This is a genomic window from Microbacterium sp. NPDC055903 (assembly GCF_053615555.1).
In genome coordinates, this window is the sequence record NZ_JBSHCA010000002.1 from 734,890 (window position 1) to 761,395 (window position 26,506).

28 protein-coding genes are annotated in these 26,506 nt (G+C 68.0%); 10 read left to right on the forward strand and 18 right to left on the reverse strand.

Going from position 1 to position 26,506, the window contains the following annotated elements:
• Positions 1-154: 154 nt before the first annotated feature.
• Genes ACWGJP_RS13010 through ACWGJP_RS13030 form a run of 5 tightly spaced genes read left to right on the forward strand, consistent with a single transcriptional unit; the run spans position 155 to position 6,282 of the window.
• A complete protein-coding gene (locus ACWGJP_RS13010; protein WP_452330197.1) occupies positions 155-1,399 on the forward strand; it encodes an efflux RND transporter periplasmic adaptor subunit in 1,245 nt (414 codons plus the stop codon).
• The gene (locus ACWGJP_RS13015; protein WP_452330198.1) at positions 1,396-2,133 is read left to right on the forward strand and encodes an ABC transporter ATP-binding protein; all 738 of its coding nucleotides are present in this window, start codon (positions 1,396-1,398) and stop codon (positions 2,131-2,133) included. The genes ACWGJP_RS13010 and ACWGJP_RS13015 overlap by 4 nt, the downstream gene beginning before the upstream one ends.
• Positions 2,130-3,362: an ABC transporter permease gene (locus tag ACWGJP_RS13020; RefSeq protein WP_452330199.1), complete on the forward strand. Its 1,233-nt coding sequence runs from the start codon at positions 2,130-2,132 to the stop codon at positions 3,360-3,362. The genes ACWGJP_RS13015 and ACWGJP_RS13020 overlap by 4 nt, the downstream gene beginning before the upstream one ends.
• A gap of 23 nt (positions 3,363-3,385) precedes the next feature.
• Positions 3,386-4,279: a hypothetical protein gene (locus ACWGJP_RS13025; RefSeq protein WP_452330200.1), complete on the forward strand. Its 894-nt coding sequence runs from the start codon at positions 3,386-3,388 to the stop codon at positions 4,277-4,279.
• Positions 4,276-6,282 carry an HlyD family efflux transporter periplasmic adaptor subunit gene (locus ACWGJP_RS13030; protein WP_452330201.1) on the forward strand — a complete coding sequence of 669 codons (2,007 nt, stop codon included), beginning with the start codon at positions 4,276-4,278 and terminating at the stop codon, positions 6,280-6,282. The genes ACWGJP_RS13025 and ACWGJP_RS13030 overlap by 4 nt, the downstream gene beginning before the upstream one ends.
• 89 nt (positions 6,283-6,371) lie before the next feature.
• Here the strand turns inward: ACWGJP_RS13030 and ACWGJP_RS13035 are convergent, their stop codons facing one another.
• The 10 genes from ACWGJP_RS13035 to dapA form a co-directional block, all read right to left on the reverse strand.
• Positions 6,372-7,175: a regulatory protein RecX gene (locus ACWGJP_RS13035; protein WP_452330202.1), complete on the reverse strand. Its 804-nt coding sequence runs from the start codon at positions 7,173-7,175 to the stop codon at positions 6,372-6,374.
• A 23-nt stretch (positions 7,176-7,198) separates the two neighbouring features.
• Entirely contained in the window at positions 7,199-8,245 is a 1,047-nt protein-coding gene (recA, locus tag ACWGJP_RS13040; RefSeq protein ID WP_452330203.1) for a recombinase RecA, read from the reverse strand.
• A 265-nt stretch (positions 8,246-8,510) separates the two neighbouring features.
• Positions 8,511-8,735, reverse strand: a complete 225-nt coding sequence (locus tag ACWGJP_RS13045; RefSeq protein WP_452330204.1) for a DUF3046 domain-containing protein — start codon at positions 8,733-8,735, stop codon at positions 8,511-8,513.
• A gap of 23 nt (positions 8,736-8,758) precedes the next feature.
• A complete protein-coding gene (locus ACWGJP_RS13050; RefSeq protein WP_452330205.1) occupies positions 8,759-9,067 on the reverse strand; it encodes a helix-turn-helix domain-containing protein in 309 nt (102 codons plus the stop codon).
• A gap of 162 nt (positions 9,068-9,229) precedes the next feature.
• Positions 9,230-9,712 carry a CinA family protein gene (locus ACWGJP_RS13055; protein WP_452330206.1) on the reverse strand — a complete coding sequence of 161 codons (483 nt, stop codon included), beginning with the start codon at positions 9,710-9,712 and terminating at the stop codon, positions 9,230-9,232.
• Complete coding sequence (gene pgsA / locus ACWGJP_RS13060; protein WP_452330207.1) at positions 9,709-10,287, reverse strand: CDP-diacylglycerol--glycerol-3-phosphate 3-phosphatidyltransferase; 579 nt, start codon at positions 10,285-10,287, stop codon at positions 9,709-9,711. Before pgsA ends, ACWGJP_RS13055 begins: the two co-directional genes overlap by 4 nt.
• Positions 10,287-13,019: a DNA translocase FtsK gene (locus ACWGJP_RS13065; protein WP_452330208.1), complete on the reverse strand. Its 2,733-nt coding sequence runs from the start codon at positions 13,017-13,019 to the stop codon at positions 10,287-10,289. Before ACWGJP_RS13065 ends, pgsA begins: the two co-directional genes overlap by 1 nt.
• Before the next feature lie 74 nt (positions 13,020-13,093).
• The gene (locus ACWGJP_RS13070) at positions 13,094-13,588 is read right to left on the reverse strand and encodes an N-acetyltransferase family protein (protein ID WP_452330209.1); all 495 of its coding nucleotides are present in this window, start codon (positions 13,586-13,588) and stop codon (positions 13,094-13,096) included.
• A 23-nt stretch (positions 13,589-13,611) separates the two neighbouring features.
• Positions 13,612-15,288, reverse strand: a complete 1,677-nt coding sequence (locus ACWGJP_RS13075) for a ribonuclease J (protein WP_452330210.1) — start codon at positions 15,286-15,288, stop codon at positions 13,612-13,614.
• A 66-nt stretch (positions 15,289-15,354) separates the two neighbouring features.
• Positions 15,355-16,332 carry a 4-hydroxy-tetrahydrodipicolinate synthase gene (dapA, locus tag ACWGJP_RS13080; protein ID WP_452330211.1) on the reverse strand — a complete coding sequence of 326 codons (978 nt, stop codon included), beginning with the start codon at positions 16,330-16,332 and terminating at the stop codon, positions 15,355-15,357.
• Positions 16,333-16,388: 56 nt separating this feature from the next.
• Between dapA and ACWGJP_RS13085 the strand changes: the two genes are divergently transcribed.
• Positions 16,389-16,928, forward strand: coding sequence for an NUDIX domain-containing protein (locus ACWGJP_RS13085; RefSeq protein WP_452330212.1), 540 nt, complete (start codon positions 16,389-16,391; stop codon positions 16,926-16,928).
• A gap of 15 nt (positions 16,929-16,943) precedes the next feature.
• Here the strand turns inward: ACWGJP_RS13085 and ACWGJP_RS13090 are convergent, their stop codons facing one another.
• The 3 genes from ACWGJP_RS13090 to ACWGJP_RS13100 are packed head-to-tail and all read right to left on the reverse strand — an operon-like array spanning position 16,944 to position 18,987.
• Complete coding sequence (locus ACWGJP_RS13090) at positions 16,944-17,705, reverse strand: SDR family NAD(P)-dependent oxidoreductase (RefSeq protein ID WP_452330213.1); 762 nt, start codon at positions 17,703-17,705, stop codon at positions 16,944-16,946.
• On the reverse strand, positions 17,705-18,181 hold the full coding sequence (locus ACWGJP_RS13095; protein ID WP_452330214.1) for a dihydrofolate reductase: 477 nt from the start codon (positions 18,179-18,181) through the stop codon (positions 17,705-17,707). Before ACWGJP_RS13095 ends, ACWGJP_RS13090 begins: the two co-directional genes overlap by 1 nt.
• Positions 18,178-18,987, reverse strand: coding sequence for a thymidylate synthase (locus ACWGJP_RS13100; RefSeq protein ID WP_452330215.1), 810 nt, complete (start codon positions 18,985-18,987; stop codon positions 18,178-18,180). Before ACWGJP_RS13100 ends, ACWGJP_RS13095 begins: the two co-directional genes overlap by 4 nt.
• A 103-nt stretch (positions 18,988-19,090) precedes the next feature.
• Here ACWGJP_RS13100 and ACWGJP_RS13105 point away from each other — a divergent pair, with 103 nt between their 5' ends.
• The 3 genes from ACWGJP_RS13105 (at position 19,091) to ACWGJP_RS13115 (ending at position 20,509) form a co-directional block, all read left to right on the forward strand.
• On the forward strand, positions 19,091-19,522 hold the full coding sequence (locus ACWGJP_RS13105; RefSeq protein ID WP_452330216.1) for a TlpA family protein disulfide reductase: 432 nt from the start codon (positions 19,091-19,093) through the stop codon (positions 19,520-19,522).
• Positions 19,519-20,016: a DUF4395 family protein gene (locus tag ACWGJP_RS13110; RefSeq protein ID WP_452330217.1), complete on the forward strand. Its 498-nt coding sequence runs from the start codon at positions 19,519-19,521 to the stop codon at positions 20,014-20,016. The genes ACWGJP_RS13105 and ACWGJP_RS13110 overlap by 4 nt, the downstream gene beginning before the upstream one ends.
• A gap of 67 nt (positions 20,017-20,083) precedes the next feature.
• On the forward strand, positions 20,084-20,509 hold the full coding sequence (locus ACWGJP_RS13115; RefSeq protein WP_452330218.1) for an OsmC family peroxiredoxin: 426 nt from the start codon (positions 20,084-20,086) through the stop codon (positions 20,507-20,509).
• A gap of 1 nt (position 20,510) precedes the next feature.
• Here the strand turns inward: ACWGJP_RS13115 and ACWGJP_RS13120 are convergent, their stop codons facing one another.
• Both ACWGJP_RS13120 and dapB read right to left on the reverse strand, forming a co-directional pair.
• Positions 20,511-20,954 (reverse strand): hypothetical protein, encoded by a 444-nt coding sequence (locus tag ACWGJP_RS13120; RefSeq protein WP_452330219.1) that lies wholly within the window; start codon positions 20,952-20,954, stop codon positions 20,511-20,513.
• Positions 20,951-21,697, reverse strand: a complete 747-nt coding sequence (gene dapB / locus ACWGJP_RS13125) for a 4-hydroxy-tetrahydrodipicolinate reductase (RefSeq protein ID WP_452330220.1) — start codon at positions 21,695-21,697, stop codon at positions 20,951-20,953. The genes ACWGJP_RS13120 and dapB overlap by 4 nt, the downstream gene beginning before the upstream one ends.
• Before the next feature lie 79 nt (positions 21,698-21,776).
• Between dapB and ACWGJP_RS13130 the strand changes: the two genes are divergently transcribed.
• The gene (locus ACWGJP_RS13130; protein ID WP_452330221.1) at positions 21,777-22,250 is read left to right on the forward strand and encodes a GNAT family N-acetyltransferase; all 474 of its coding nucleotides are present in this window, start codon (positions 21,777-21,779) and stop codon (positions 22,248-22,250) included.
• A 22-nt stretch (positions 22,251-22,272) separates the two neighbouring features.
• Here the strand turns inward: ACWGJP_RS13130 and ACWGJP_RS13135 are convergent, their stop codons facing one another.
• From ACWGJP_RS13135 to ACWGJP_RS13145, 3 genes are all read right to left on the reverse strand, one after another.
• On the reverse strand, positions 22,273-22,875 hold the full coding sequence (locus ACWGJP_RS13135) for a histidine phosphatase family protein (protein WP_452330222.1): 603 nt from the start codon (positions 22,873-22,875) through the stop codon (positions 22,273-22,275).
• A gap of 91 nt (positions 22,876-22,966) precedes the next feature.
• The gene (locus ACWGJP_RS13140) at positions 22,967-24,001 is read right to left on the reverse strand and encodes an aldo/keto reductase (protein ID WP_452330223.1); all 1,035 of its coding nucleotides are present in this window, start codon (positions 23,999-24,001) and stop codon (positions 22,967-22,969) included.
• Between the two features lie 211 nt (positions 24,002-24,212).
• Positions 24,213-26,486: a polyribonucleotide nucleotidyltransferase gene (locus ACWGJP_RS13145; RefSeq protein WP_452330224.1), complete on the reverse strand. Its 2,274-nt coding sequence runs from the start codon at positions 26,484-26,486 to the stop codon at positions 24,213-24,215.
• Between the last annotated feature and the right edge of the window lie 20 nt (positions 26,487-26,506).

Consider the following 26,506-nt stretch of genomic DNA (forward strand, 5'->3'; position numbering starts at 1 on the left):
GTTCGCCTCCGCCGCCGGGATGCGTACGGGAGTCCCAGCGGATTCATCGGAATCCCCTAATGCCCCCCTCATCCGCGTCCCTAACGTCTCACACGTCGACTTCCGCTCCCGCGAGCGACCACCCCCTCTGACCCGACAGGAGACGACGCCAGACATGAGCGCCCGAACATTCCTCGCACGCCTCCGGCTGCGCACCAAGATCATCGTGGCCGCGGCGGTGATCATCGTCGCCGCCACCGCGATCTGGGTGCTCGGCTTCCTGATCCCGTCTCAGAACACGTCCGCTCAGGCGATCACCCAGACCGAGACGGCGAGTCTGCAGACGCTGGAGAAGACCGTCGCCGCGAGTGGCACCGTCACCCCGGCCGTGCAGGAGGATGTGAGCTTCGAGGTGTCAGGCACCGTCACGTCCGTGAACGTGGAGGCAGGTCAGACGGTGTCGAAGGGCGATGTGCTCGCCACCGTCGACACCCTTCAGCTCGAAGCGGACCTGCTCGACGCCGAGGCGACGCTCGCCGAGGCCAGGGCGAGCCTCGCGGATGCCGAGGATGCCGACGCCACCGACACCCGCATCGCCGCAGCATCCGCCGCTATCGATGTCGCGCAGTCGGACGTCGATGCAGCCGAGGAGGCGATGGATGATGCATCCCTCCTGGCGCCTGCCGACGGCCTCATCACGAGCGTCGGCGTCGCGGTGGGCGACAAGGTCAGCGGCTCCTCCGGTTCCGGTTCGTCCTCCGGATCGAGCGGATCCGCGGCATCGAGCTCGACGCCGGGCTCGACGAGCTCCAGCACCGACGGCTCGACTGCCTCGAGCACGGCCGGGTTCTCTCTCGTGAGCACGGATGACTGGAGCATGTCCGTGTCGGTCGGCGAGACGGACATCGCGAACGTCGCGGACGGTCAGCAGGTCGAGCTCGCCTCCGACGACGGCACGGAGTACTTCGGTGTCGTCTCCGAGGTGGGGCTGCTGCCGAGTACGACGGACGGCTCGGCCCAGTACACCGTGACCGTCACGCTCACCGGCGACGGCGAGGGCCTGTACGACGGCGTCTCCCTGACCGGTTCGATCGTGTACGAGCGTCGTACCGAGGTCCTCGCGGTCTCCTCCGCCGCAGTCACCACGACCGATGGCACCAGCACCGTCATCGTGATCGCGGACGACGGATCGCAATCCGAGGTCGACGTCGAGGTCGGCGAGACGAGCGGGGACTACACCGAGATCCTGTCCGGTATCGAGGAGGGCGACGAGGTCCTGGTCGCGAGTTTCACGCCCGGCGAGGGCAACTCCGGCACTGGTTCCTTCCCCGGCGGGGGCACGGGCACCTTCCCCGGCGGAGACAGCGGGGAGTTCCCCAGCGGCGGCCAGATGCCCGGCGGCGACGGAGCCCGGCCGTGAGCGGGCTCCTCATCGACGATGCCGTCGACGCTCGTGACGACGGCAGGCCCGATGCCGTCATCGAGCTCGTCGACGCCCGAAAGACCTACCGCACGGGTGACATCGAGTTCGAGGCGCTCCGCGGGATCGACCTTCGCGTCGACGAGGGCGAATACCTTGCGATCATGGGGCCATCCGGGTCGGGCAAGTCCACCCTGATGAACATCCTCGGATGCCTCGACGTCCTCACCTCCGGCAGCTACCGACTCGGCGGAGACGACGTCGCGCGACTCAGCGAGAGCGCACTCGCGCAGGTCCGCAACCGCAGGATCGGCTTCGTCTTCCAGCAGTTCCACCTGCTCCCCTCGCTGTCCGCGCTCCGCAACGTCGAGCTCCCCCTCGTCTATGCAGGGGTCGGGAAGGAGGAGCGCCGCGACCGGGCCGTCGCCGCGCTCACCCGTGTGGGACTCGAGTCCCGGCTCGGCAACCACCCCAACGAGCTGTCCGGGGGGCAGCAGCAGCGTGTCGCCGTCGCGCGAGCCCTCGTGGGAGATCCGACGATGATCCTGGCCGATGAGCCGACCGGAAACCTCGATTCGGCCTCCACGAACGACGTCCTCGGATTCTTCGACGAGCTGAACACCTCCGGGCGCACGATCGTGCTCATCACGCACGAGGCAGAGGTCGGCGAACGTGCAGGGCGGATCGCCCTGGTCCGCGACGGACGGATCGACGACGGCGAGGTCTCGGCATGAACGGGTCCGAGACCCTCGCCACGGCGTGGCACGCCATCCGCTCGCACACCCTGCGCTCCCTGCTGACGGTGCTCGGCATCCTCGTCGGCGTCGCCGCCGTGGTCGTGACCGTCGGGCTCGGGCTCGGGACGCAGAAGGACGTCAGCGAGGAGATCAGCTCGCTGGGCAGCAACCTGCTCATCGTGTCGCCCGGATCGAGCACGGACTCCAGCGGCATCCGCGGCGGATTCGGCACCTCGACGACGTTGACCGCAGCCGATGCCGAAGCCCTCGACTCCGCGGTATCCGCACCAGACGTGCAGAGCGTCGCACCGGAGAAGACCTCCTCGTTGTCGCTCGTCGCGAACGACACGAACTGGACGACGACGGTCACGGGCACGACCACGTCCTGGACCGAGGTCCGCTCCCGCGACGTCGCCATCGGAGAGTTCTTCACCGAGGAGGACTACTCCACGCATGCGAGCGTCGTCGTCCTCGGCTCGGAGACCGCAGAGGAGCTGTTCGGCACGACGAACGTCGTCGGGCAGTCGGTGACGATCGACGGCAGCACCTTCGAGATCATCGGCGTGCTGGAGACGGCCGGGTCGAGCTCGGCCACGAATCTCGACGACGCCGCGATCATCCCGCTCTCCACGGCGACCAGCACCGTCATGGGCGGCACGACCGCATCGGCCGTCAGCACCATCTACGTCAAGGCCGCATCCGACGAGGTGCTCTCCGCGGCCTACCAGGAGGTGGAATCGATCCTGCTCAACGTGCACGGCATCACCGACGTCGACAGCGCGGACTTCACTTTGGAGAGCCAGGACGCCCTCGTGAGCACCGCGACCGCGATCTATCAGACGCTCACCGTGCTGCTGGCCGGCGTCGCCGCGCTCTCGCTGCTCGTCGGCGGCATCGGCGTGATGAACATCATGCTCGTCTCCGTCACGGAGCGAACGAGGGAGATCGGTCTGCGCAAGGCGCTCGGAGCCCCTCCGGGAGCGATCCGCAACCAGTTCCTTCTGGAGGCCGCTGTGCTGGGCCTGGGAGGAGGTGTCGTCGGGGTCGTCCTCGGCATCGTCGCCGCCCTCGCGCTCCCTGCCCTCATCGGCAGTTCGGTGGTCGTCTCGATCCCGACCGTCTTCCTCGCGCTCGGCGTCGCCGTCGCGATCAGTCTCACTTTCGGCGTGTATCCGGCCACCAGGGCCGCGCGGCTCGTCCCCATCGACGCTCTTCGCAGCGAATGACCCGCACCGACAAGGAACAACTCATGATCACCACCACCTCACGCCTGCGCACCGTCTTGGCGGCATCATCGATGCTCATCGTCGGCGGAATCCTGTTGGCCGGCTGCGCCTCGGCCACCGAGCAGAACCAGGCCGCATCGACGACGCAGCCCTCCACTGATCAGCAGATGCCGCAGACCCCCGCCGGGGTGAGCGGGCTCATCGCCTACTCCGAGGACGGCCTTCTGCAGGTGCAGGGGGACGACGAACAGACGGCGGTGCGCTACACGAATGACACGACGGTGACGAAGACGGTGTCCGTGGATGCCGCGACGATCGTCGTCGGGGACTGCGTCACGATCGTGACGGACGAGGACGGCACCACCGCGACCTCGGTGACCGTGTCGGATGCCGCAGAGGACGGGACATGCAGCCTCGGATTCGGCGGCGGCTTTCCCGGCGGAGACGGCGAGGCCCCGACCGGCGGCGAGGGTGACGGCGAGCGGCAGGACGGCGCGCCTTCGGGCATGCCCACCGACGCCCCAGAGGGAGCAGGCGGTGCCGAGGGTACGCCTGGAGGCTTCGGGCAGTTCATCAGCGGTGCGGTGACCGCCGTCGATGAAGGAGCACTGACGGTCGAGTCCACCGGGTTCGGGGATGATGCCGAGACCACGACCACCGATGTCACCGTCTCCGACGACACGGCGGTGACGGGAACCGTCGCGGCGACGACGGCTGATATCGCAACGGGCCTGTGCGTCACTGCCCGCGGCGAGGCGGACGATGCCGGCGGCTACGACGCCACCTCGCTCGCCCTGTCCGACCCCGATGACGATGGCGAATGCGGCACGGGTCTCGGCGGCGGCTTCCCGGGCGGCGGCAACGGGTTCCTCGGCACCGACGGGACGAGCGGCGACGACACGGAGGACAGCGAATGAGCCAGGACGGCATCCTCGACCCTGCCGTGCCGGATGAGCGCGCTGCACGGGCACCGATCAGTGCCCGCCTGCGCGACGGATGGGGGTCCGTGTTCGCCCGCCCGCGCAACAGAGTGCTCGCCGGCATCGCCGTCGCCGCGGTCGTTCTCGCTTCGGGGACGGGCGCCGTGTACGCGGCGACGCAGGACTCGGGCGGGAACTACCGGACCGCTCTCGCCGAGGTCGCCGATGTCGCCGAGACCCTCTCGTTGAGCGGGCAGCTCGCTTCCTCGAGCAGCAGCGCCGTCGCCTTCCAGGTGTCGGGAACAGTCTCTTCCGTGCTGGTCGCGCTGGGCGATCAGGTTTCTGCCGGGCAGGAACTCGCGACATTGGACACTGCCGATCTCGATCAGGCCGTCACCGCGGCCGAGGATGCGGTGGCGAATGCCGAGCAGACCCTCGAGGACGATCTCGAGGCGCAGTCGAGCAGCTCGGCTTCGAGCTCCTCGTCCGCGTCTTCCGCATCCTCGTCGAACGCAGCGTCGACGGGCGGCTCGGGGTCGACCGGCAGCACCGGAGCCGCGGACGGAACCGGAACGAGCAGTTCCGCCGGCACCGGAGACGCGGGCGCCCAGGAGGCGCTTGCCGCGGTCACGGACGCACAGCAGGCTCTGCTCGCCCGCTACACGGAGGCGATGTCGGCAGGAGAAGCGTCCTCAGCAGCCGTCGCCGTCGCGGAGGAGACCTGCGCTCCGTTCCTGGAGGCCTCGCTGACGCAGGAAGACTCCACGGAACCCGAGAGCGAGGAGACCGCCGGCGCCGGCCTGGAGCAGAACGAAGCCGGCGCAGAGCAGAACGATGACCCTGCCACCGATGCGTCGCTCGACACGGACGACTCCGACGACGGCACCGGCGCCGCCGACGCTCTCCAAGATGCTCTCCAGACCGTCCAGGCGCAGCTGAACGAGTGTCAGACGGCGGTGTCCGCGTCCGAGGCCGCCCAGGCCACCACGAGTACCGCGAACACCGCACTCGCCGATGCGGCCACGGCTCTGGACGAGAAGGTCGCCGTTCTGCAAGGGGTGCTGGGGACGCCCTCGACGAGCAGGCCTTCGACGTCTGGTGACACCGAATCGGGCTCCGGGAGCACCGGCTCGACGGGCACGAACGACGTAAGCGCAGGCGGAGCGTCCTCGCCATCGGCGAGCTCGTCCTCGACGGGCACTGCGGGAACCGGGGACTCGCTGTCCGGCGCCGCGGGGACGATCACGGCGGAGCGCATCCTCGCGGACCGTGCCGAGATCGATCTGGCCGAGGCCGAACTGGCGATCGCGCAGCAGAATCTCACGTTCGCGAACCTCACGAGCCCGATCGACGGCACGGTGGTCTCGGTCGCGATGGCGGCAGGCGACAGCGTCTCCGCTGCATCCGATACGGCCGTCATCACGGTTCAGGGGTCGAGCGGATACATCGTGGAGGCGACCGTCACGCTCAGCAGGATCGCGGGCGTCGCCGTCGGCCAGTCAGCGGAGGTCTCTCTCCCCGCCTTCGGCTCGGAGTACGCCGGGGAGGTCTCGTCCATCGGCGTGCTGAACGTCTCGACGAGTTCGACACCGTCCTACACCGTGACAGTCGTCGTCGACCCCGGAGAGGAGTCTCCCCGCATCGGCGCGACTGCCGATGCGGACGTGCAGATCGCGGATGCCGTCGACGTGCTCACCGTGCCGACCTCGGCGGTCACCCGTACGGACACCTCGACGACGGTCACGCGTCTCGTGAACGGGGAACCGCAGACGGTCGCGGTGACGGTAGGAGCGGTCGGCACGGAGCGCACGGAGATCACCGAAGGGCTGTCCTCCGGTGATGAGGTCGTGCTCGCCGACCTCGACCAGGAGATCGCCTCCGACGAGGAGAGCGCGAGCACCGGACTCGCCGGCCTCGGCGGTTCCGATGATGAGGAGTTCACCTTCCCGCAAGGAGGGGACTTCCCCGCCGGCGGCGGATTCACCCCGCCGGGGAGCTGACCCGATCGACCACGCACGCAGAACCGGGAATGCGGAGCCGGAGGGCCGCACCTCAGCGGTGCGGCCCTCCGGCTCTCCTCGTCCGCGCCTCAGTCGAAGCGGACTCGAGTGGATCCGCTGCCGAAGGACTGCTCCTGCATGGCCTGGCGAACCACCTTCCCGACGAGCGCACCGGGATACCCACGGCGCGCCAGCTGACCCGAGAGCCGGCGCTTCGCCGTCTCCTCGTCGAGGCGCGCCATCGACCGCATCTTCCCTCTGGCGAACTCGAGGGCCCGCTCGAAGTCGTCGTCGGGCAGCTCCTCGAGGGCGGCGTCTGCGATGTCTCGAGGGATGCCGCGCTGCGCGAGGATTCTCGACAGCGCTATTCGTCCTTGCCCTTTGCGCTCATGGCCCGAGACGACGAGGTGGCTCGCGAGCATGCGGTCGTCCAGATACTTGCGTGCCAGGAACTCATCCAGAATCTGCTCGACCTGAGCACGTCCGAGGTGCTGTCCGCGAAGGAAGACGCTCGCTTCAGCCACCGACAGCGAGCGCGTCCTCAGCTTGCGGACCAAGGCCTCCGTGGCCTTCTCGGCCTGCTCAGCCGGATCCAGAGGAACGTCGTCGGCGTCCTCATGGGAGTCATCGCCTCGCTGCCGGAGCGCCCTCAGCCGCGGCTGCGCGGATGCGGCGCCCGACGATTCGGCCGAAGACGCAGCGCCCGGCGATTCGGCCGAGGACGCAGCACGTGCTGCCGACGCCCATGCTCCCTTGCCCGCAGGATGATGCTCATTCGATGCATCCTCGCCGGTGCCTCGTGATCTCTCTCTCCGGCCGGGAGCCGCCGCAACGTCTCCCGAACCGAAGAGCGGGATCACAGGAGCGATCTGCTCCTCGTTCTCCTCAGTCATGACTCACCGATGACCGGGCATTCTCACGCCGGACGGCGCTGCGCGAGCTCGTCAGCGGCCTCCGGTGCCGCAGCGCCGCCGATCCCGAGCTTCTGCTTGATCTGGGTCTCGATCGCCAGCGCCACATCGGGATTGTTGATGAGGAACGTACGAGCGTTCTCCTTGCCCTGGCCCAGCTGATCTCCGTCGTAGGTGTACCACGAGCCCGACTTCTTCACGATCCCGTGGTCGACCCCGAAATCGATCAGGCTTCCCTCTCGGGAGATGCCGACGCCGTAGAGGATGTCGAACTCGGCCTGCTTGAACGGCGGGGCCATCTTGTTCTTGACGACCTTGACCCTCGTCCGGTTTCCCACGGCCTCTGCGCCGTCCTTCAGCGTCTCGATCCGGCGAATGTCGAGGCGGACCGAAGCGTAGAACTTCAGCGCCTTTCCACCGGCGGTGGTCTCCGGAGAGCCGAAGAACACGCCGATCTTCTCGCGCAGCTGGTTGATGAAGATCGCGGTGGTCTTGGTCTGATTCAGACCACCCGTGAGCTTGCGGAGCGCCTGCGACATCAGTCGGGCCTGGAGGCCGACGTGCGAGTCGCCCATCTCGCCCTCGATCTCCGCACGCGGCACCAGGGCTGCCACGGAGTCGATGACGACGAGGTCGATGGCCCCGGAACGGATCAGCATGTCGGCGATCTCGAGAGCCTGCTCACCGGTGTCGGGCTGCGACACGAGCAGCTGGTCGATGTCGACGCCGAGCTTGGCCGCATAGTCGGGATCGAGCGCGTGCTCCGCGTCGACGAAGGCGGCGATACCGCCCGCCCGCTGGACGTTCGCGATCGCGTGCAGCGTCAGGGTCGTCTTACCAGAGGACTCCGGCCCGTAGATCTCGATGATGCGGCCGCGCGGAAGCCCTCCGACGCCGAGCGCGACATCGAGGGCGATGGAGCCGGTGGGGATGACCTCGACCGGCGCGCGCTCATCACTGCCCAGTCGCATGACCGAGCCCTTTCCGAACTGGCGGTCGATCTGTGCGAGGGCCGACTCGAGGGCCTTCTCGCGGTCTGCGGGTGATGGCATGACGTGCTCCTTCTGCTCGCGCTGCTGCCGCCTGTAGGCTGTCGCGGCCTCCCCCGGCTGGGGCAAACTCTCCGACAAGGCGTATGGCTTGGTGCCATGGCATTCACGGTACGTCGAGCCTCCGACATCGCGTCGTCAGCTCCCACGAACCGTGGAAAGACATGGCGTTCAACCACTTGTGCAGAACGATACGCGCATCTCGAACACATCTTCGACGACACGCCGCAGGGAAGGCATGACGGGGCGCAGATGCGCTCGAATCGGCTCAGCGCCCTCGGGGCTCGAGCCGACCCGCGCCGTGCTGTCGCGCCAGCGGAACGTCCGTCGCGGCGCACAGCGTCAGCCAGATCTCGCGGGGCGGAACGCCGGCGTCCAGCGCCTGCTCCGGCGTCCTGCCGCCGAGCTCGTGAAGGACGAGGTCGTTCACGAGCGAGGCGCCTCTGGCGCCGAACTCGCTGTCGACGGCACGAAGGAACTCACTGCGTCGCATCGCGCAGATTCACCACCCGACGCTCAGTGCAGCGATAGCTCGGGCTCGATGGAGGCGACCAGGTCGTCCGGCACGACGTCCGGGAACACCTGAAGGCCCTCGAGCACCGAAATGCGATCGCCGACTTCTCGCATGATGGTCGAGATGGGGACATCGAGGGCTTCGGCCACCGAAGCGAGGATCTCGCTCGAAGCCTCCTTCTGACCACGCTCGACCTCGCTGAGGTAACCGAGTGCGACAGAGGCCTTGCCTGCGACCTGACGGAGCGTGCGCCCCTTCTGAAGGCGGAAGTCCCTCAGCACATCGCCGATCTCCTGGCGGACAAGAATCATCGGAACCTCCTCTCGTTCCCCGTCGTCGGAATCGACGCCGAGCGGATCGCCAGTCTAACCCGACCGGCTGGGGTTGAATCTACCGTTTCACTCTGTGGTTTGGTTGTGAGCACTGCATCCTGAGCATTCAGCACATCAGAGACAACCTGCGGACGCCGCGCTCTATTCCGCGAGAGCCAGGCCGAGAGCCGTGAGGGCGGCATCCACCGTCTGTCGCCGGATCTCGTCGCGGTCACCGCCGAACCGGAAGGAGGAGGACGTCGTGCCGTGCGGCGTGGAGACTCCCACATGGACGGTTCCGACCGGCTGACCGTCCGGAGACTCCGGCCCGGCGATCCCCGTCGTGGACACTCCGACGTCCGCGGACCTGCCGTCGACCGCGAGCGTCGTCCTGACGCCCTGCGCCATCTGCTCGGCGACACCCGAATGAACCGGGCCGTGCTCGGCGAGCAGGCCTGCATCCACGCCGAGCACCGAGTGCTTCACCGGGGTCGCATAGGCCACGACACCACCGTTGAGTACGTCGGACGCGCCGGGTACGGAGACGATGGCCGACGACAGCGCTCCCCCGGTCAGGGACTCCGCGACCCCCAGCGTCCAGCCCCGCGCCAGCAGCACGGTGACGACCTCAGCCGCCGTCGTCACGCCTTCGCTCCACGGGCGCCCCGCACCTGGGCTGCCACGTAATCGATGCCGCTGGCCACGGTGAGGACGAGCGTCGCCCACATGAGGACGATCCCCACGCCCGACCAGATGTCCATCCCCATCCACACGTGCAGCGGCAGAAGCCACCAGCTCAGCGCGACGCCCTGAAGCGCGGTCTTGAGCTTGCCCATCCAGGCCGCGGCGACGATGTGCTGCTTCGCGACGATGAACCGGTGGATCGTGATCCCCCACTCGCGGATGAGGATCACGATGACGATCCACCACGGCCATTCGCCGAGGACGGCGAGACCGACGAACCCGGCACCGGTGAGCAGCTTGTCGGCGATCGGATCCCAGAGCTTTCCGAAATCGCTGACGATGTCGTACTTGCGGGCGAGATAGCCATCGACCCAGTCGGTCGAGATCGCCACGACGAAGAGTATCCCCGCGATCCAGCGCACCATGATGTCATCGAGCCCGTACGAGCCCCCGATCAGCAGGAGCACGAAGAAGACGACGGCGAGGGGGATGCGCGCGACCGTGATCGCGTTGGGAAGCTGCCGCGGAATCGCCATCAGTCCCTCCCGGTGAGGCCCCAGGCGTCCTCATCGCCCTCGGCTTCGACGACGGGAAGTCCCTCGAACTGCGCCTCGATCGGGTCGAACCCCGTCGGTGCAGCGCCGGCGGGTGCGGCGTCGACGGGCTTGGAGGCGGGCTCGGGATCCTCTCCGCGCAGCTTCGCCATCACGCCCCCGAGTTGCTCTGCCGTCACCAGGACGTCCCTCGCCTTGGAGCCCTCGGACGGTCCGACGATCTCGCGCGACTCCAGCAGATCCATCAACCGTCCCGCCTTCGCGAATCCGACACGCAGCTTGCGCTGAAGCATCGACGTCGATCCGAACTGCGACGAGACGACCAGTTCCGCGGCGGCGAGCAGAAGCTCGAGATCGTCGCCGATGTCCTCGTCGACTTCCTTCTTCTTGGTCTCCGCCGACTCGGCGACATCGGGACGGTACTCGGGGCGGGCCTGAGCCGTGACGTGCTTGACGACCGACTCGATCTCCTTCTCGTCCACCCAGGCGCCCTGGAGCCGGAACGGCTTCGACGAGCCCATCGGGGAGAACAGGGCATCACCCTGTCCGATGAGCTTGTCTGCGCCTGGGGCATCGAGGATGACACGGCTGTCGGTCACGCTCGTCACCGCGAACGCCAGACGGGACGGCACGTTGGCCTTGATCAGGCCGGTCACGACGTCGACGCTCGGGCGCTGGGTCGCGAGGACCAGGTGGATGCCGGATGCACGGGCGAGCTGGGTGATGCGGACGATCGAGTCCTCGACGTCTCGCGGCGCGACCATCATGAGGTCGGCGAGCTCATCGACGACGACCAGCAGGTAAGGGTAGGGCTTGAGCACGCGCTCGCTGCCCACGGGCACCTCGACCTCGCCCGCGCGGACCGCACGGTTGAAGTCGTCGATGTGGCGGAATCCGAACGATGCGAGATCGTCGTACCGCATGTCCATCTCCTTCACGACCCACTGCAAGGCTTCGGCCGCCTTCTTCGGGTTCGTGATGATGGGCGTGATCAGGTGCGGGACACCGGCGTAACTGGTGAGCTCGACGCGCTTCGGGTCGATCAGCACCATGCGGACATCGGCGGGCTTCGCACGCATGAGCAGGCTCGTGATCATCGAGTTCACGAAACTCGACTTTCCCGATCCCGTGGAACCGGCCACCAGCAGGTGAGGCATCTTCGCGAGGTTCGCGACGACGATGTTGCCGCCGACGTCCTTGCCGACGCCGATCGTCATCGGATGCGTGCTCTTCATCGCTGCAGGCGATCGCAGCACGTCGCCGAGGGCCACCATCTCCTTGTCGGCGTTCGGGATCTCGATGCCGATCGCGCTCTTGCCAGGGATCGGCGAGAGGATGCGCACGTCGTTCGACGCGACGGCGTAAGCGAAGTTGTTGCTGAGCTGGAGGATCTTCTCGACCTTGACGCCGTGACCGACCTCGACCTCGTACTGCGTGACTGTCGGCCCGCGCGAGAACCCGGTGACCTTCGCGTCGACCTTGAACTGCGAGAGCACGCTCGTGATCTGCTCGATCACGCGGTCCGTCGCCTCGGAGCGCATCACCGGCGGCGGCCCCTCCTTGAGGAGGGCCGCAGACGGGAGATGATACGGCGCCACGGGGGCCTGCGGTCCTCGATCGCCGGATCCCTCGGTTCCGAATCCGTCGAGCCCCGGGAGTTCGGGCTGCTCTCCGGTGTCGCCGCTGTCGTCCATGAGAGCGGTGGTGTTCTTCTCGGAGAGCTTCTGGGTCAGGGCCTGCACATCGGTGAGGACCTCGGTTGCCGCATCTTGCGCGTCGTCGACGATGATCGCCTGGTCGTAGGCCGGCGTGGTCGGCTGCGTGAAGAGCTCGGTGATCGCCTGCGAGTCGGAGGCCCCCTCCGGGTCCTCCTCCCGGCCGGTCTTGTTGCGACGCCACCAGGGCAGGACGTCAGGATCGTCGACCTGGTCGGCCTCGTCGACGGCAGCGCTCTCCTTGACGGGCTTCTCGACCCGTTCCGCATCGAACATCCAGGCGTAGAGATCGCCCAGACGGCGCCCGATGCGATTCGGAGGCGTCTTCGTGAGGATCAGGATGCTCAGGACACCGAGCAGGACGAGCACGATGTACGCCCCGACCGGTGTGAGATACGACAACGGCTCGCCGATCATCCAGCCGAACAGGCCGCCTGCCGCGCTGAGCGCGAGCATGCCGTCACGCGGTTGCGCGCGCACGAGCTCGCCGGCGGCCCCCGCATGTGCGGATGCGACATGGCAGATGCCGGCCACGGTGAGCACGAAGAGCCCGAACCCGATCCCGATGCGACCGTTGTCATGCACCGATGAGGGATGCCTGAAGAGCCAGCCGGCCAGGAGAAGCAGGAGGACGGGCATGAAGAACGCCACCCGCCCGACGAGCAGACCGACGCTGTAGGCGCTGATGTTCTGCGCGACCTCGTTGCCGATGAAGAACCACTCGTTCACCGCACCGAGGCAGGCGAGCAGCACCAGCAGCAGCGGGAACCCGTCTCGGCGCTGATCCTTCTCGAGAGTCTCCGGTCCGAAGGCGCGGAAGAGCCCTCCGACGGCATGGCCGATACCGTGCCAGGCCCTGACGGCCAGCGGCGGCCGATCGGCGTCGTCGATGTACTTCTTCGGTGCGGGCGGCAGCTTCTTCGTGGGAGCCGTCGCAGCACGAGAGCGCGATGCCGGCTTCGCCGGGGCGCTCTGAGTCTTGGTGGTGCTCCTGGCCATGCCATCACGTTACGGCCACGGGCCGACATCGTCCCGCAATGACGCGGCTTTCGAGCGGATCACCGCCCTCGGCCTCATGCGATCCTGTGCACCATCGTGTCCCGGAGCAGGCCGCGCTGGGTGACCGCGAAACCTTCGGAACGATAGAGCGTACGCGCGAAGTTGTCGCGCTCCACGCTCAGACTGATGCGAGCGTAGCCCTCCTCCCCCGCGCGGCGCACGAGGGAGCGCAGCAGCACCCGGCCGATGCCGTGGGCCCGCCAGATGGGGCGCACACCGATGATGAGCTCCGGCACCGCCGTGCCGACGAAGCCGAAGCCGGGCTCCGTGCGCGGCAGCATCCGGTACCAGGCTGCACCGATGGGCACCCCCACCTCGTCGACGGCGACGAAACCGGCATCCGCCGGACGCATCCACCCCGCGATGTACCGACGATGCTCGGAGGAGGCCACCACCTCATGCCGTGGTCGGGCGCCTCCCGCGCGCCAGTTCGCCGCCTCGACGACCATGTCGCCGAGGAAGGTCGCGTCCGACTGGACAGCCGGACGGATCGCGTAGGCACCCGACATGCCGGGAGTCTACGCGCCGCGTGTTACGCCTCGATGACGAGCGGGACGATCATCGGACGCCGACGCAGCTTCTGGTTCACCCAGCGGCCGATCGTGCGCCGGACGACCTGCGACAGCGCGTGGGTGTCCCGCACGCCGTTGCCGGACGCCTCCTTGAGGGCGGCGACGATCTTCGGGGTGACGTCGTCGAACACGGAGTCGTCCTCCGCAATTCCTCGCGCATGGATCTCCGGACCGGTGATGATGCGCCCTGTCGCGGCATCCACCACGACGATGACGGACACGAAGCCCTCCTCGCCGAGGATCCGGCGGTCCTTCAGGTCGGCATCGGTGATCTCGCCGACGGTCGAGCCATCGACGTAGACGAAGCCGAGATCCAGCTGACCGGCCACGCGTGCGACGCCGTCCTTGAGATCGATCACGGTCCCGTTCGAGCCGATGATCGTGTTCTCTTCTGCGATGCCGGTGTCCTGGGCCAGCTTCGCGTTGGCGATGAGGTGCCGGTACTCGCCGTGCACAGGGAGCACGTTCTTCGGCTTGAGGATGTTGTAGCAGTACAGCAGCTCGCCCGCCGCGGCGTGCCCCGAGACGTGCACCCGCGCGTTCGCCTTGTGCACGACGTTCGCACCGAGCTTGGTCAGCCCGTCGATGACGCGGTAGACGGCGTTCTCGTTGCCGGGGATCAGGCTCGAGGCGAGGATGACGGTGTCGCCCTCGCCGGGCTCGATCGCATGGTCGAGGTTGGCCATGCGGCTGAGCACCGCCATCGGCTCGCCCTGCGAACCGGTCGACATGTAGACGATCCTGTCGTCGGGCAGATCGCGCGCCTTCTTGTAGTCGATGAGCACGTTGTCCGGCACCTGGAGATATCCCAGCTGCTCGGCGATCGTCATGTTGCGCACCATGCTGCGGCCGAGGAAGGCCACCCGTCGACCGTGCGCATGCGCGGCGTCGATGACCTGCTGGACGCGGTGCACGTGGCTGGAGAAGCTGGCCACGATGACGCGGCGCGGCGCCTTGCCGATCACCTGGTCGAGCACGGGCCCGATCGAGCGCTCCGTCGGCGTGAAGCCAGGGACGTCGGCGTTGGTCGAGTCGACGAGGAACAGGTCGACGCCTTCCTCACCCAGGCGCGAGAACGCCCTGAGGTCGGTGATCCGGCCGTCCAGCGGCAGCTGATCCATCTTGAAGTCACCCGTGGCAAGCACCAGCCCGGCGGGTGTGCGGATCGCCACGGCGAGCGCATCGGGGATCGAGTGGTTCACGGCGACGAACTCGAGGTCGAACGGCCCGACCTTCTCCTGCTGCCCCTCGGCGACGGTGAGGGTGAAAGCCTTGATCCGGTGTTCCTTGAGCTTCGCCTCGACGAGGGCGAGCGTGAGCCCGGAGCCGATCAGGGGGATGTCGTTCTTCAGGCGCAGCAGATACGGCACGGCGCCGATGTGGTCCTCGTGCCCGTGGGTCAGCACGACGCCGACGATGTCATCCAGCCGGTCGCGGATCGGCTCGAAGTCGGGAAGGATCAGGTCGACGCCCGGCTGGTGCTCCTCGGGGAACAGCACACCGCAGTCGACGATGAGGATCTTGCCGTCGTACTCGAAGATGGTCATGTTGCGGCCGACCTCGCCGAGACCGCCGAGCGGCGTGACGCGCAGGGTCCCTTCCGCGAGAGCTTCCGGTTCGGCGATCGGGATGGACATGGTCTCTCCTCAGTCGAGCGCTCTGCGCCCGTTCGTGCGTCGGGCGCGCTCCGCGCCCGTATCGTTTCAGCGCGTCGTGCCGTGCACCTTCGGCAACGCTCCACCGGCGGCCGCATTGCGGTCGGGGCGGAAGTTCGAGAAATCGGCCCCTGGCACGCCGTTCACGAGGGCGAGTTCGTCCTCGATGAGTGCGGCCTCCCACTCCTCCGGCCCCACCAGGGGCAGACGGACGCGGGGGCTCGAGATGCGGCCGAGCCCGTGCAGGATGTACTTCGCGGACACCGTTCCGGGCACGTGGGTCATGACGGCGCGCACCAGCGGCTCAAGGCGCTTGTGCTCGGCCGTCGCCGTGGCGAGGTCGCCACGGTTCACCGCATCCACGATGGTGCGGTATGGCGCCGCCGTGATGTTCGCGGTGACGCCGATCAGCCCGGCCGCCCCGATCGCCAGGTGCGGGAGGACGTTCGCGTCGTCGCCGGAGAAGTACATCAGATCCGTCTGGTTGAGCACGCGGCTCACCTCGGAGAAGTCGCCCTTGGCGTCCTTCACAGCGAGGATGTTCGGGTGCTTGGCGAGCCGGAGGATCGTCTCGTAACGGATCGGAACGCCGGTGCGCCCAGGGATGTCGTAGAGGATGACGGGCAGGTCCGTGGCATCCGCGACGAGGCGGAAGTGCGTCAGGATGCCCGCCTGAGTGGGCTTGTTGTAGTACGGTGTGACGATCATGATGCCGTCTGCGCCGGCCTTCTCGCTGGCCTTGTACAGCTCGATCGCGTGCGCGGTCTCGTTGGAGCCGCCGCCGGTGATGATCTTCGCCCGGCCGGCGGAGACCGATTTACCGACCTCGACGAGCTTGAGCTTCTCGGGATCCGTGAGGGTCGACGTCTCACCCGTCGTCCCTGTCACGACGATGCCGTCCGCACCCGCGGTGACGACGTCATCGATGTGCTTCTCGACCGCGGGCCAGTCGACTTCGCCGTCGGCCGTCATCGGTGTGACGAGCGCGACGAGAACCTGTCCGAATGGGTTGCCCGAGTGCGTCATGTCTCCAGCGTATCGGGTCGGAGGCGCCCGTCACGGCGCCGGATAGAGTCACGTGCATGACCTGGCATACCCGCGGCACTCGTCTCGTCTACGAGAACCCATGGATCTCAGTGCGGGAGGATGCCGTGTCCGGGCCTGCCGGCGACGGCATCTACGGTGTCGTGACCATGCGCAATCCCGCGGTTTTCGTCGTGGCGCTCGACGAGCGGGATCGAGTATGCCTCGTCACGCTCGATCGCTACACGACAGGCCGCAGCATCGAGATCCCGGCCGGCGGCACGGACGGAGAGGACCCGCTGACCGCGGCCCGACGTGAGCTCGAGGAGGAGACGGGTCTCACGGCGTCCGAGTGGACACTGCTCGGATCCATGAACGCGCTGAACGGCATCGCGCGGGCGCCGGAGCATGTCTTCCTCGCCCGAGGCCTCTCGTCCGCGGCCGACGCCGTCCACACGCAGGGCGAGGAGGGCATCGTCGAGGTCGCATGGGTGGACTTCGAAGAGGTGCTGCGGATGGTCGCCGACGGCCGGATCACGGACGGCGAGACGATCGGGGCGCTGACCTTCGCAGGCATCCGGCTCGGGCGGTTCCGTTGAGCGGCGACCGAGGCATCACATCCTCCCCCGCCGGGCGACGCCGGCGGTCAGAGCACGCGGGAGCACCCCGGTCAGCGCGACGATGAGGCGATAGCGCAGCGAGGGGATCGATACGGATCGGCCTCGTGCCGCATCCTTCAGGCCCCGTTCGACGACGAACGGCGCGTTCAACCAGAGGAACCCCGGCACGCCCTCCTGACCTTTCTCGAGTCCCATGCGCTCGTGGAAGGTGGTGTGCACGAATCCGGGGCACAGCGCGGTGACGCTCACGCCATCACCCGCGTACTCCGCGTTCGCCCAACGACTGAAACCGATCAGCCAGGCCTTGCAGGCGGAGTACGTCGATCGTGAGATGAATCCCGCGACGGAGGCGACGTTGATGATGCGTCCCCCGCGGCCCCGCATCGTCTGAAGCGCCGCGTGCATGAGGCGCAGGGATGCTTCGACGTGCACACGGAGGTGACGCACCTCATCCTCGACGGCGTTGTCGGCGAACTGCAGCGGCAACCCGAACCCGGCATTGTTCACGAGGAGATCGACGGGATCGACAGTGTCGCTCAGCCGCGCGGCGACGCGCTCGACATCATCCTGCACGGCGAGGTCCGCGACGATCACCTGCACAGCGACGCCGTACCTGGACCTCATGTCATCGGCCAGGGCGTCCAGCGCTTCCGCGGAACGGGCCACCAGAACGAGATCGGCTCCGCGTGCGGCGAGCTGCCTGGCGAATTCCGCGCCGAGTCCCGCGCTGGCGCCCGTGACGAGTGCGAGCGGCATCAGCGCTCGTACCGCAGGAACCTGTAGCGGATGCCGGTGCGCGAGGTCTGCCACTCCCCCTCGTCGATGAGGCGCCAGCCCTCCTTCGAGGGAGCGTAGGCATCTCCCGCAACATCGAGGTCGAGCTCTGTGACCTCCAGCCGATCGGCGTCAGCGATGACCTGGGCGAAGATCTCCGCCCCGCCGATCACCCATGCCTCCTCGCGACCGCGCACGGCCTCGACGATCGTCGAGACCCGGCGGGCGCCATCGGCGGTCCAGTCCTGCTGCCGCGTGATCACGACGTTGTCCCGCCCGGGGAGCGGGCGGAACCGCTCCGGGAGGGAGTCCCAGGTCTTGCGCCCCATGATCACGGGGGCGCCGAGAGTGATCTCCTTGAAATGGGCGAGGTCCTCGGGAACATGCCACGGCATGCCGCCCTCGGCACCGATCACGCCGCCGCGCGCCTCTGCCCAGATGAGCCCGACCCAGGTCATACCGCCACCGCCGCGCGGATCGGAGGGTGGTGCTGATATCCCTCGACGATGAAGTCGTCGTACGTGTAGTCGAAGACCGACGACGGCGTGCGCGCGAAGCGCAGCGTCGGATAGGGGTAGGGCTCGCGGGTGAGCTGCTCACGGACCTGAGCGATGTGGTTGTCGTAGATGTGGCAGTCGCCGCCCGTCCAGACGAAATCACCGGGCTCCAGCCCCGCCTGCTCGGCGATCATCAGCGTGAGCAGGGCATAGGAGGCGATGTTGAACGGAACCCCGAGGAACAGGTCGGCGCTGCGCTGGTAGAGCTGGCAGGACAGCCGTCCGTCTGCGACGTAGAACTGGAACAGCGCGTGGCAGGGCGCGAGCGCCATGTCGGGGATGTCGGCGGGGTTCCAGGCCGACACGATGAGGCGCCGGGAGTCCGGTGTCTGCCGGATCTGATCGATCACCTGCGAGAGCTGGTCGATGTGCCCGCCGTCCGGCGTCGGCCAGGAGCGCCACTGGACTCCGTACACCGGCCCGAGATCGCCGTCAGCATCCGCCCACTCGTCCCAGATCGTGACGCCGTTGTCCTGGAGCCACTTCACGTTGGAGTCGCCGCGCAGGAACCACAGCAGCTCGTAGGCGATCGATTTGAAATGCACGCGCTTCGTGGTGACCAGCGGGAAGCCCTGAGACAGGTCGAAGCGCAACTGCCGCCCGAAGACGCTCGTCGTGCCGGTACCGGTCCTGTCGTCCTTGTGCGTGCCGGATTCCAGCACATCGCGGAGCAGGTCTTCGTACGGCGTGGGAACGACTTCGCTCATGCCCGCAAGGATACCTTCCCGCCACCGACACGGGGGGCGAGCGGGGGTGTCATTCGCAGACACATCGGGGCCAGGGTCGGTTCCGGGCCTCTACGCTTCTGATATGCCGCTGACAACCGCCGTCGTGATCGTCATCGCGGTGATCGTGCTGGCCACGGCGATCGGCCTCCTGCTGCGATCCAGAGACGGCCGGCGCCGAGCCGGAGGCGGACTGCGCGTCGATGAGCGCGATCTTCCTTCCCCGCTCGGCACGGGCGCGACCCTGGTGCAGTTCAGCACCGAGTTGTGCGCACGGTGCCCGCAGGTGCGGCGGATGCTCGGCGGCATCGCAGAATCCGTCGACGACGTCGCGTACATCGACGTCGATCTCACCGACCGCGCAGACCTCGCCACCCGCTACCACGTGCTCCAGACCCCGACCGCCTTCCTCGTCGACGCGTCGGGGACGGTGCTCAGCCGATGGGGCGGAGTGCCCGATCGGTCGGCGATCATCGAGGCGCTCCGCGCCGTCCCCACCCTCCAGGAGCAGAGATGACCTCCCCCGCCGGAATCGACCCCCGCGGCCCGCGCTTCGCGGCCAGCATCACCGCTGTCCTCCTGCTCGCCTCCGTGCTCCTGGCGCTCGTCGGGATCTCTCCCGCTGCTGCGACAGCATCCATCGCGCAGCGCGCGCTCGATCCCGGCTTCCTCCTCCTCGTCGTCGTCGCGCTGCTGTTCCTCTGGAGCGTCGTGTCCCCAAGGACCGCACCCTGGGGAGTCGTGTTCCGGCGCCTCATCCGTCCGCGACTGTCCCCGCCGGAGGAGCTGGAGGACCCGCGGCCGCCGCGGTTCGCGCAGGGTGTCGGGCTGTTCGTCGTCGGCGTCGGGCTGCTGCTCCACCTCGCCGGCGTGCCGTGGGCGCTGCCCATCGCAGCAGCGGCGGCGTTCATCGCCGCGTTCCTCAATGCCGTCTTCTCGTTCTGCCTCGGCTGCCAGCTCTACCTGCTGCTGCAGCGTGCGGGCATCCTCGGCCGTTCCGCGACGGCGTGACCGTTCCCCCGGGGCGCGGCGGTCGATAGGCTGGGCCGGACACCCGCCGCAACCCCTTGGAGGACACATGCCCGTCACCAGCGAAGCCACCACGACCTGGACCGGATCCCTCGCCGAGGGCTCGGGCACGGTCTCGTTCTCGTCCTCCCATCTGGGGACGTTCCCGATCGATTGGAAGGCCCGCAGCGAGGGGTCCTCGACCACGACCACTCCCGAGGAGCTGATCGCTGCCGCGCACGCGTCGTGCTTCAGCATGGCTCTCTCGCACGCGCTGAGCGAGAACGGAACGCCGCCGGAGCGCGTCGACACGACGGCCTCCGTGACCTTCAAGCCGGGCACCGGCATCACCGGCAGTCACCTGAACGTCAACGCCAGCGTCCCTGGCCTCACCCCCGAGCAGTTCCACGAGATCGCCGAGGGCGCGAAGACCGGATGCCCGGTATCCCAGGCGCTCGCAGGTATCGAGATCACCCTCGAGGCCACGCTGGCCTGAGTCAGCCGGCGTCCTTCGCCAGCTGGATCGCCGTACGGATGCGCGCTCTGGCATCCTTGCGGCGTCCGGCGGCGTCCAGCACCACTCCGAAGCGGTACTGCGCACGCCACTCCCCCGAGTCCGCTGCTGCCTCTGCCTCGTAGCGCGCAACGAGAACCTCTGCATCCGACTTCGCCAGCCGCCCACTCGGGGTGAGCTCCGACTCCGCTGCGGGCATCCCCCCCTCGGCGTCGAGGCGACGCCCCAGCCGATCGGCGGCGACGCCGAACTGGATCTCCCTCACGACGGCCCAGACGCCGATGAGCGGCAGGACGATGAGGGCGGCGCCCATCACGATCGCGACGGGCTCCCCCGTACCGATGAGCAGAAACGCCTGCTGACCCGCGACGAGGAAGTACAGCACGAGGCAGACCGTCATCACGGCCACGCCGATGCGCGCGGTCACGAGCGGGCTCGGATGCCGATGTCGACGATGTTCTCCAGGCCGACGACCACTCCGCGCGCCTGCAGCGCGTAGGGCAGCGCGAGTCGGATCCCCGGCGCATACGCCTGCGCGGGATCGACGGTGTCATGGGTGATCACCAACGACTCCCCTGGACCTGAGAGGATGACCTCCTGCTTGGCGACGACGCCCGGCCGACGCAGTGAGTGCACGGGCACGCTCGCCACCTGCTGTCCTCTGGCGCGCTGGTCGGCATGCGGGGCGCTGACGGGGCCCCTCTCGGCACGAGAGGCGGCGATGAGCTCTGCGGTGCGCACGGCCGTTCCACTCGGAGAGTCGATCTTCGTCTCGCGGTGGGCCTCGACGATCTCCGCGGAGTCGAAGAACGGCGCCGCAGCCGCCGACAAGGCGGAGCCCAGCACGGAGCCCAGCGAGAAGTTCGGGATGAACACTGCTCCCGTCTCCGCCGCGTCCACGAGCGGGCGGACCAGAGCGATGCGCTCGTTCGACCACCCCGACGTCCCGACGAGGATGTTGAGGCCCCGCTCGACCGACGCTCGGACGACGTCGACGCTCACCTGCGGCGTGGATGCGTCGACGACGAGATCGGCACCATCGAGCTCCGAGAGGTCACTGGCGCTGGTGAGCACTCGCGACACGACGAATCCGTCGAGTTCATCGATCACCGTGCGGATGATCGAACCGAGCTTGCCGGTACCACCGACGAGAGCTACCTGCGTGGTCATGAGTCCCATCCTATTTCGCGTATGCGATGAACGGCATGCAGACGCACGGTACGGGCGCCGAGCGGAGTAGCGTTGACGCATGCTCGAGTTCCGCGCCGTGTCCCCTGCCGAGCCGGAAGCGCACGCCATCCTGACGGAGTACTTCGCCCTGCGCGCCGAGGAGTTCCCGGGCGGCGGGTACCGCCCCGTCTTCCCCGCCCCGGAGGTTTTCACTCCTCCCGCCGGCGTGTTCCTGCTCGCAGGCCCCGCCGGGGAGGCGGTGGGCTGCGGCGGCATCCGCCGACTTCCCGACTCGAACGAAGGCGTCCGCTACGAGGTCAAGCACCTCTTCCTCGCCGCGCGATCCAGAGGCCGCGGCTGGGGCCGCGCGATCCTCGAGGAGTTGGAGCGGCTGGCGCGGAACGCGGGCGCCGCGGAGCTCGTCCTCGACACGCATCACAGCCTCGAGGCGGCCGGCGCCCTCTATGCACGCAGCGGCTTCGTCTCGATCGACCCCTACAACGACAACCCGAACGCGACGCGGTGGTATCGCAAGCTCCTCCGCGAGGAATGAGACCTGCACGCAGGTCAGGATCTCAGACCGGGATCGCGTCAGGCAGACCCGTCCTGAGCTCGACGGGGAGGTGACCGAGGTCGTTGTGCGTCAGCAGGGTCCATGGCCTTCCCTGCTTCTGCGCGATCACGGTGAGCCCGCAGTGCGCCTGGTTCAGCGTCATCCATCGCCATTCCGGGGCAGCGAGGACCTCGCGCACGAACCAGGAGATCACGAAGTTGTGGGTGATGAGCACCTCGTGGACATCGCCCTGCTTGCGCACGAGGAACTCGTTGACGGCATCCGACATCTGCGCCGCACCAGCCTCGATCTCCGCAGGCGTCACGGAGCCGAAGAACGGCTCGAAGGCGGAGGGGGTGTCCTCCGTCACCCCCGTCGGCACGCAGTCGAACAGCAGCGCGGAGGGCTCGGGATCCACGGACGGCAGGCGCTCCGCGATGGCGCGCGCGGTCTCCGTCGCCCGCAGCAGCGGAGAATGCCACACCGCGTCGAGCGGGAGACCGGACAACCGATCCGCGATCAGCTCCGCCTGTCGCTGGCCTCGCGGTGAGAGGGGTCCGTCATCGACGCCGTGTTCGGCATCCTGATGCTCGCCGTGTCTGACCAGATAGATGTAGTGCGTCACTGAATATCACTCGCTTCGTCGCCAGCGTCCGTTGACGGGCACTTCCACCCTATGTCACGAACCGGTCACGGGCACGCCTGTGACGCGCGGATCAGCGCCAGTCGGATGCCTTCGTGAGGTCGGCGAGCTGAGCCCTGGTCAGGGCGATGCCTGCACCCTGCATCAGCTCGTCCACGTGCTGGGTGGCGAAGGCGTTCACGATCGGCGCGGTGATGGTGCGCTGCGCGAGCAGCCACGCGATCGAGATCGCGGCGACCGGCGCCTGGATCTCGGCCGCGACCTGATCGAGCGCACGCAGGATCTTGATGCCGCGCCGGTTGAGCTGCTCTCGCAGCTGCACGCCGCGCACGCCACGGGCGACGACCGCCTTGTCGCGGTGCCGGCCGGAGAGGAAGCCGTGCTCGAGCGCGTGCGACGGAGTCACCGCGAGCCCTTGCGCACCGGCGACGAGCCTGATGTCGCCCTCGAACGGATGGCGTCTGGCCAGGTTGTACGGCGCATCGAGCACTTCGATGCGCGGGTATCCGGCTGCCGCGAGGATCCTGGCTTCCACCAGACGTTCAGGCGTGAAGCCGAACGCTCCGATGACGCCGATCTTGCCTGTGTCCCTGAGCCATTCGACGGTGGCCAGGGTGTCCTCGATGTTCGTCGTGGCATCGAAGGTCGCATCCAGCGTGACCACGTCGATACGCTCGACACCGAGGCGGGTGAGCGATCCCTCGACGGCACGGACGAGATTGACCGAGCCGAGGCCGGGGTTGTCCGCATGCGCGCCGATCCGGACGTTCAGCAGCGTCGTGTCGCGGCGCCCGCGCGAGCGGAGCCACTGACCGATGATGTGCTCGCTGCGCCCGCCGGAGAAGCCGTCGGCCGTGTGCACGGCGTTTCCGCCGAACTCCGCATAGCGGTCGAGAATCTCGTGGCTGGTCTCCAGGTCGACGTTCCAGCCGAACTCGGCCGCGCCGAGCATGAGCGGGAACGTCTGGTATCCGGTCTCCCCCAGCGGCACCCTGAGCTGCTCTCCGATTCCCGGCCCGACGACAGGGATGGGCGAGGACGGATGCTGCGCGAGCGCGCTCTCGGCAGGCCCGGTCTGGCCGGTCGTGCCGACGCCGAAGAGACGCATGTTCTCACCCCCGCGAGTAGTACTGCACTGCTTTGCCCTATGAGCACCCCCCGGTGCTTTCTTCGAGGGTAAGCGACGAAATCGAACCATCCTGCCGTTCACGCGAACGGCAGGAGAATTCGCCATAACGGTTTGATCACGCCGATACGCCGCAGGCCCGGATCCCATCGCTGTCAGCGAGGAATCCGGGCCTGCGGGATGGTGCGGAGGATCAGTCCTCGGCGGTCTCCGCCTCGGGCGCGGCCTCTGCGGGAGCGTCGTCGAGGACGGGCTCCAGCGACAGCTTGCCGCGGTCGTCGATCTTCGTGATCTTGACGAGGATCTTCTGGCCGACCGAGAGGACGTCGTCGACGTTCTCGACGCGCTTGCCACCGGCGAGCTTGCGCACCTCGGTGACGTGCAGCAGGCCGTCCTTGCCGGGCAGCAGCGAGATGAACGCACCGAACGTGGCGATCTTCACGACGGTTCCGAGGAACTGCTCGCCGACCTCCGGGTTGGTGGGGTTGGCGATCGCGTTGACCTGAGCGCGTGCGGCCTCGGCCGAGGGGCCGTCGGTCGCGCCGATGTAGACGGTGCCGTCCTCTTCGATGGAGATCTGCGCGCCGGTCTCGTCCTGGATCGCGTTGATCGTCTTGCCCTTCGGCCCGATCAGCTCACCGATCTTGTCGACCGGGATCTGCACGCTGATGACGCGCGGCGCGGTCGGCGCCATCTCGTCGGGCGCGTCGATCGCGGCGTTGAGCACGTTGAGGATCGTCAGACGGGCGTCCCTGGCCTGGGTCAGCGCCCCGGCCAGCACCGACGAGGGGATGCCGTCGAGCTTCGTGTCGAGCTGGATCGCCGTGACGAACTCGCTCGTGCCCGCGACCTTGAAGTCCATGTCGCCGAGGGCGTCCTCGGCACCGAGGATGTCGGTGAGCGCCGCGTAGCGGGTCTCACCGTCGACCTCGTCGGACACCAGGCCCATGGCGATGCCGGCGACGGGTGCGCGCAGCGGCACGCCCGCGTTCAGCAGCGACAGGGTCGAGGCGCAGACGGAGCCCATCGACGTCGAGCCGTTGGAGCCGAGCGCCTCGGAGACCTGGCGGATCGCGTAGGGGAACTCCTCGCGGCTGGGCAGCACCGGCACGAGGGCGCGCTCGGCGAGGAAGCCGTGCCCGATCTCGCGACGCTTCGGCGAACCGACGCGTCCGGTCTCACCGGTCGAGTAGGGCGGGAAGTTGTAGTGGTGCATGTAGCGCTTGCTCGTGGTGGGAGACAGCGAATCGATCTGCTGCTCCATCTTGAGCATGTTCAGCGTGGTGACGCCCATGATCTGGGTCTCGCCGCGCTGGAAGATCGCCGAGCCGTGCACGCGAGGGATGACCTGGACCTCGGCGTCGAGCGGACGGATGTCGGCGAGGCCGCGGCCGTCGATACGGTGTCCCTCGGTGAGGATGCGTCCGCGGACGATCTTCTTCGTGACGGACTTGTACGCGGCGGAGAACTCCAGCGGAGCCGCAGCAGGCAGGGTGCCAGCCTCGGTGGCCTCGATAAGCTCGGCCTTGACACGATCCTTGATCGCGTCGTCCGCGTTCTGGCGCTCGACCTTGTCGGCGATCTGGTACACGTCGCTGAGCTCGGCGAACGCACGCGCGGAGACGAAGTCGTAGGTCTCCTGGCTGTACGGCAGGAAGACCGGGTACACGCCGGGCTCCTTGGAGGCCGTCGCTGCGAGCTCCGCCTGGGCCTTGACCAGCTGGGAGATGAACGGCTTGGAGGCCTCGAGGCCCTGGGCCACGATCTCCTCGTTGGGCTTGGTGGCGCCCGCCTTGATGAGGTTCCAGCTGCCCTCGGTCGCCTCGGCCTCGACCATCATGATCGCGACGTCCTCGGTGCCGTCGGCCTTGGTCACCACACGACCGGCGACGACGAGGTCGAAGACGGCCTCGGCGACCTGCTCGGCCGTCGGGAACGCCACCCACTGGTCGGCGTGCTGACCGTTGCCGGGGATGAACGCCAGGCGCACGCCGGCGATCGGGCCGGAGAACGGCAGGCCGGAGATCTGCGTGGACGCGGATGCCGCGTTGATGGCCAGTGCGTCGTAGAACTCACCGGGAGCGATCGACAGCACCGTGATGACGATCTGGACCTCGTTGCGCAGGCCATCGACGAAGGACGGGCGCAGCGGACGGTCGATCAGACGGCAGACAAGGATGGCCTCGGTGGAGGGGCGTCCCTCGCGACGGAAGAACGATCCGGGGATCTTGCCCGCGGCGTACGAGCGCTCCTCGACATCGACCGTCAGCGGGAAGAAGTCGAAGCCCTCGCGCGGGTTCTTGCTCGCCGAGGTCGCCGACAGCAGCATGGTCTCGCCGTCGAGGTAGGCCGCGACCGATCCCTGCGCCTGCTGGGCGAGCCGGCCGGTCTCGAAGCGGATGGTACGGGTGCCGAAGCGGCCGTTGTCGAGAACGGCCTCAGTGGCGGTGATTTCAGGACCTTCCAAGAGGTCTCTCCTTCTTTGTT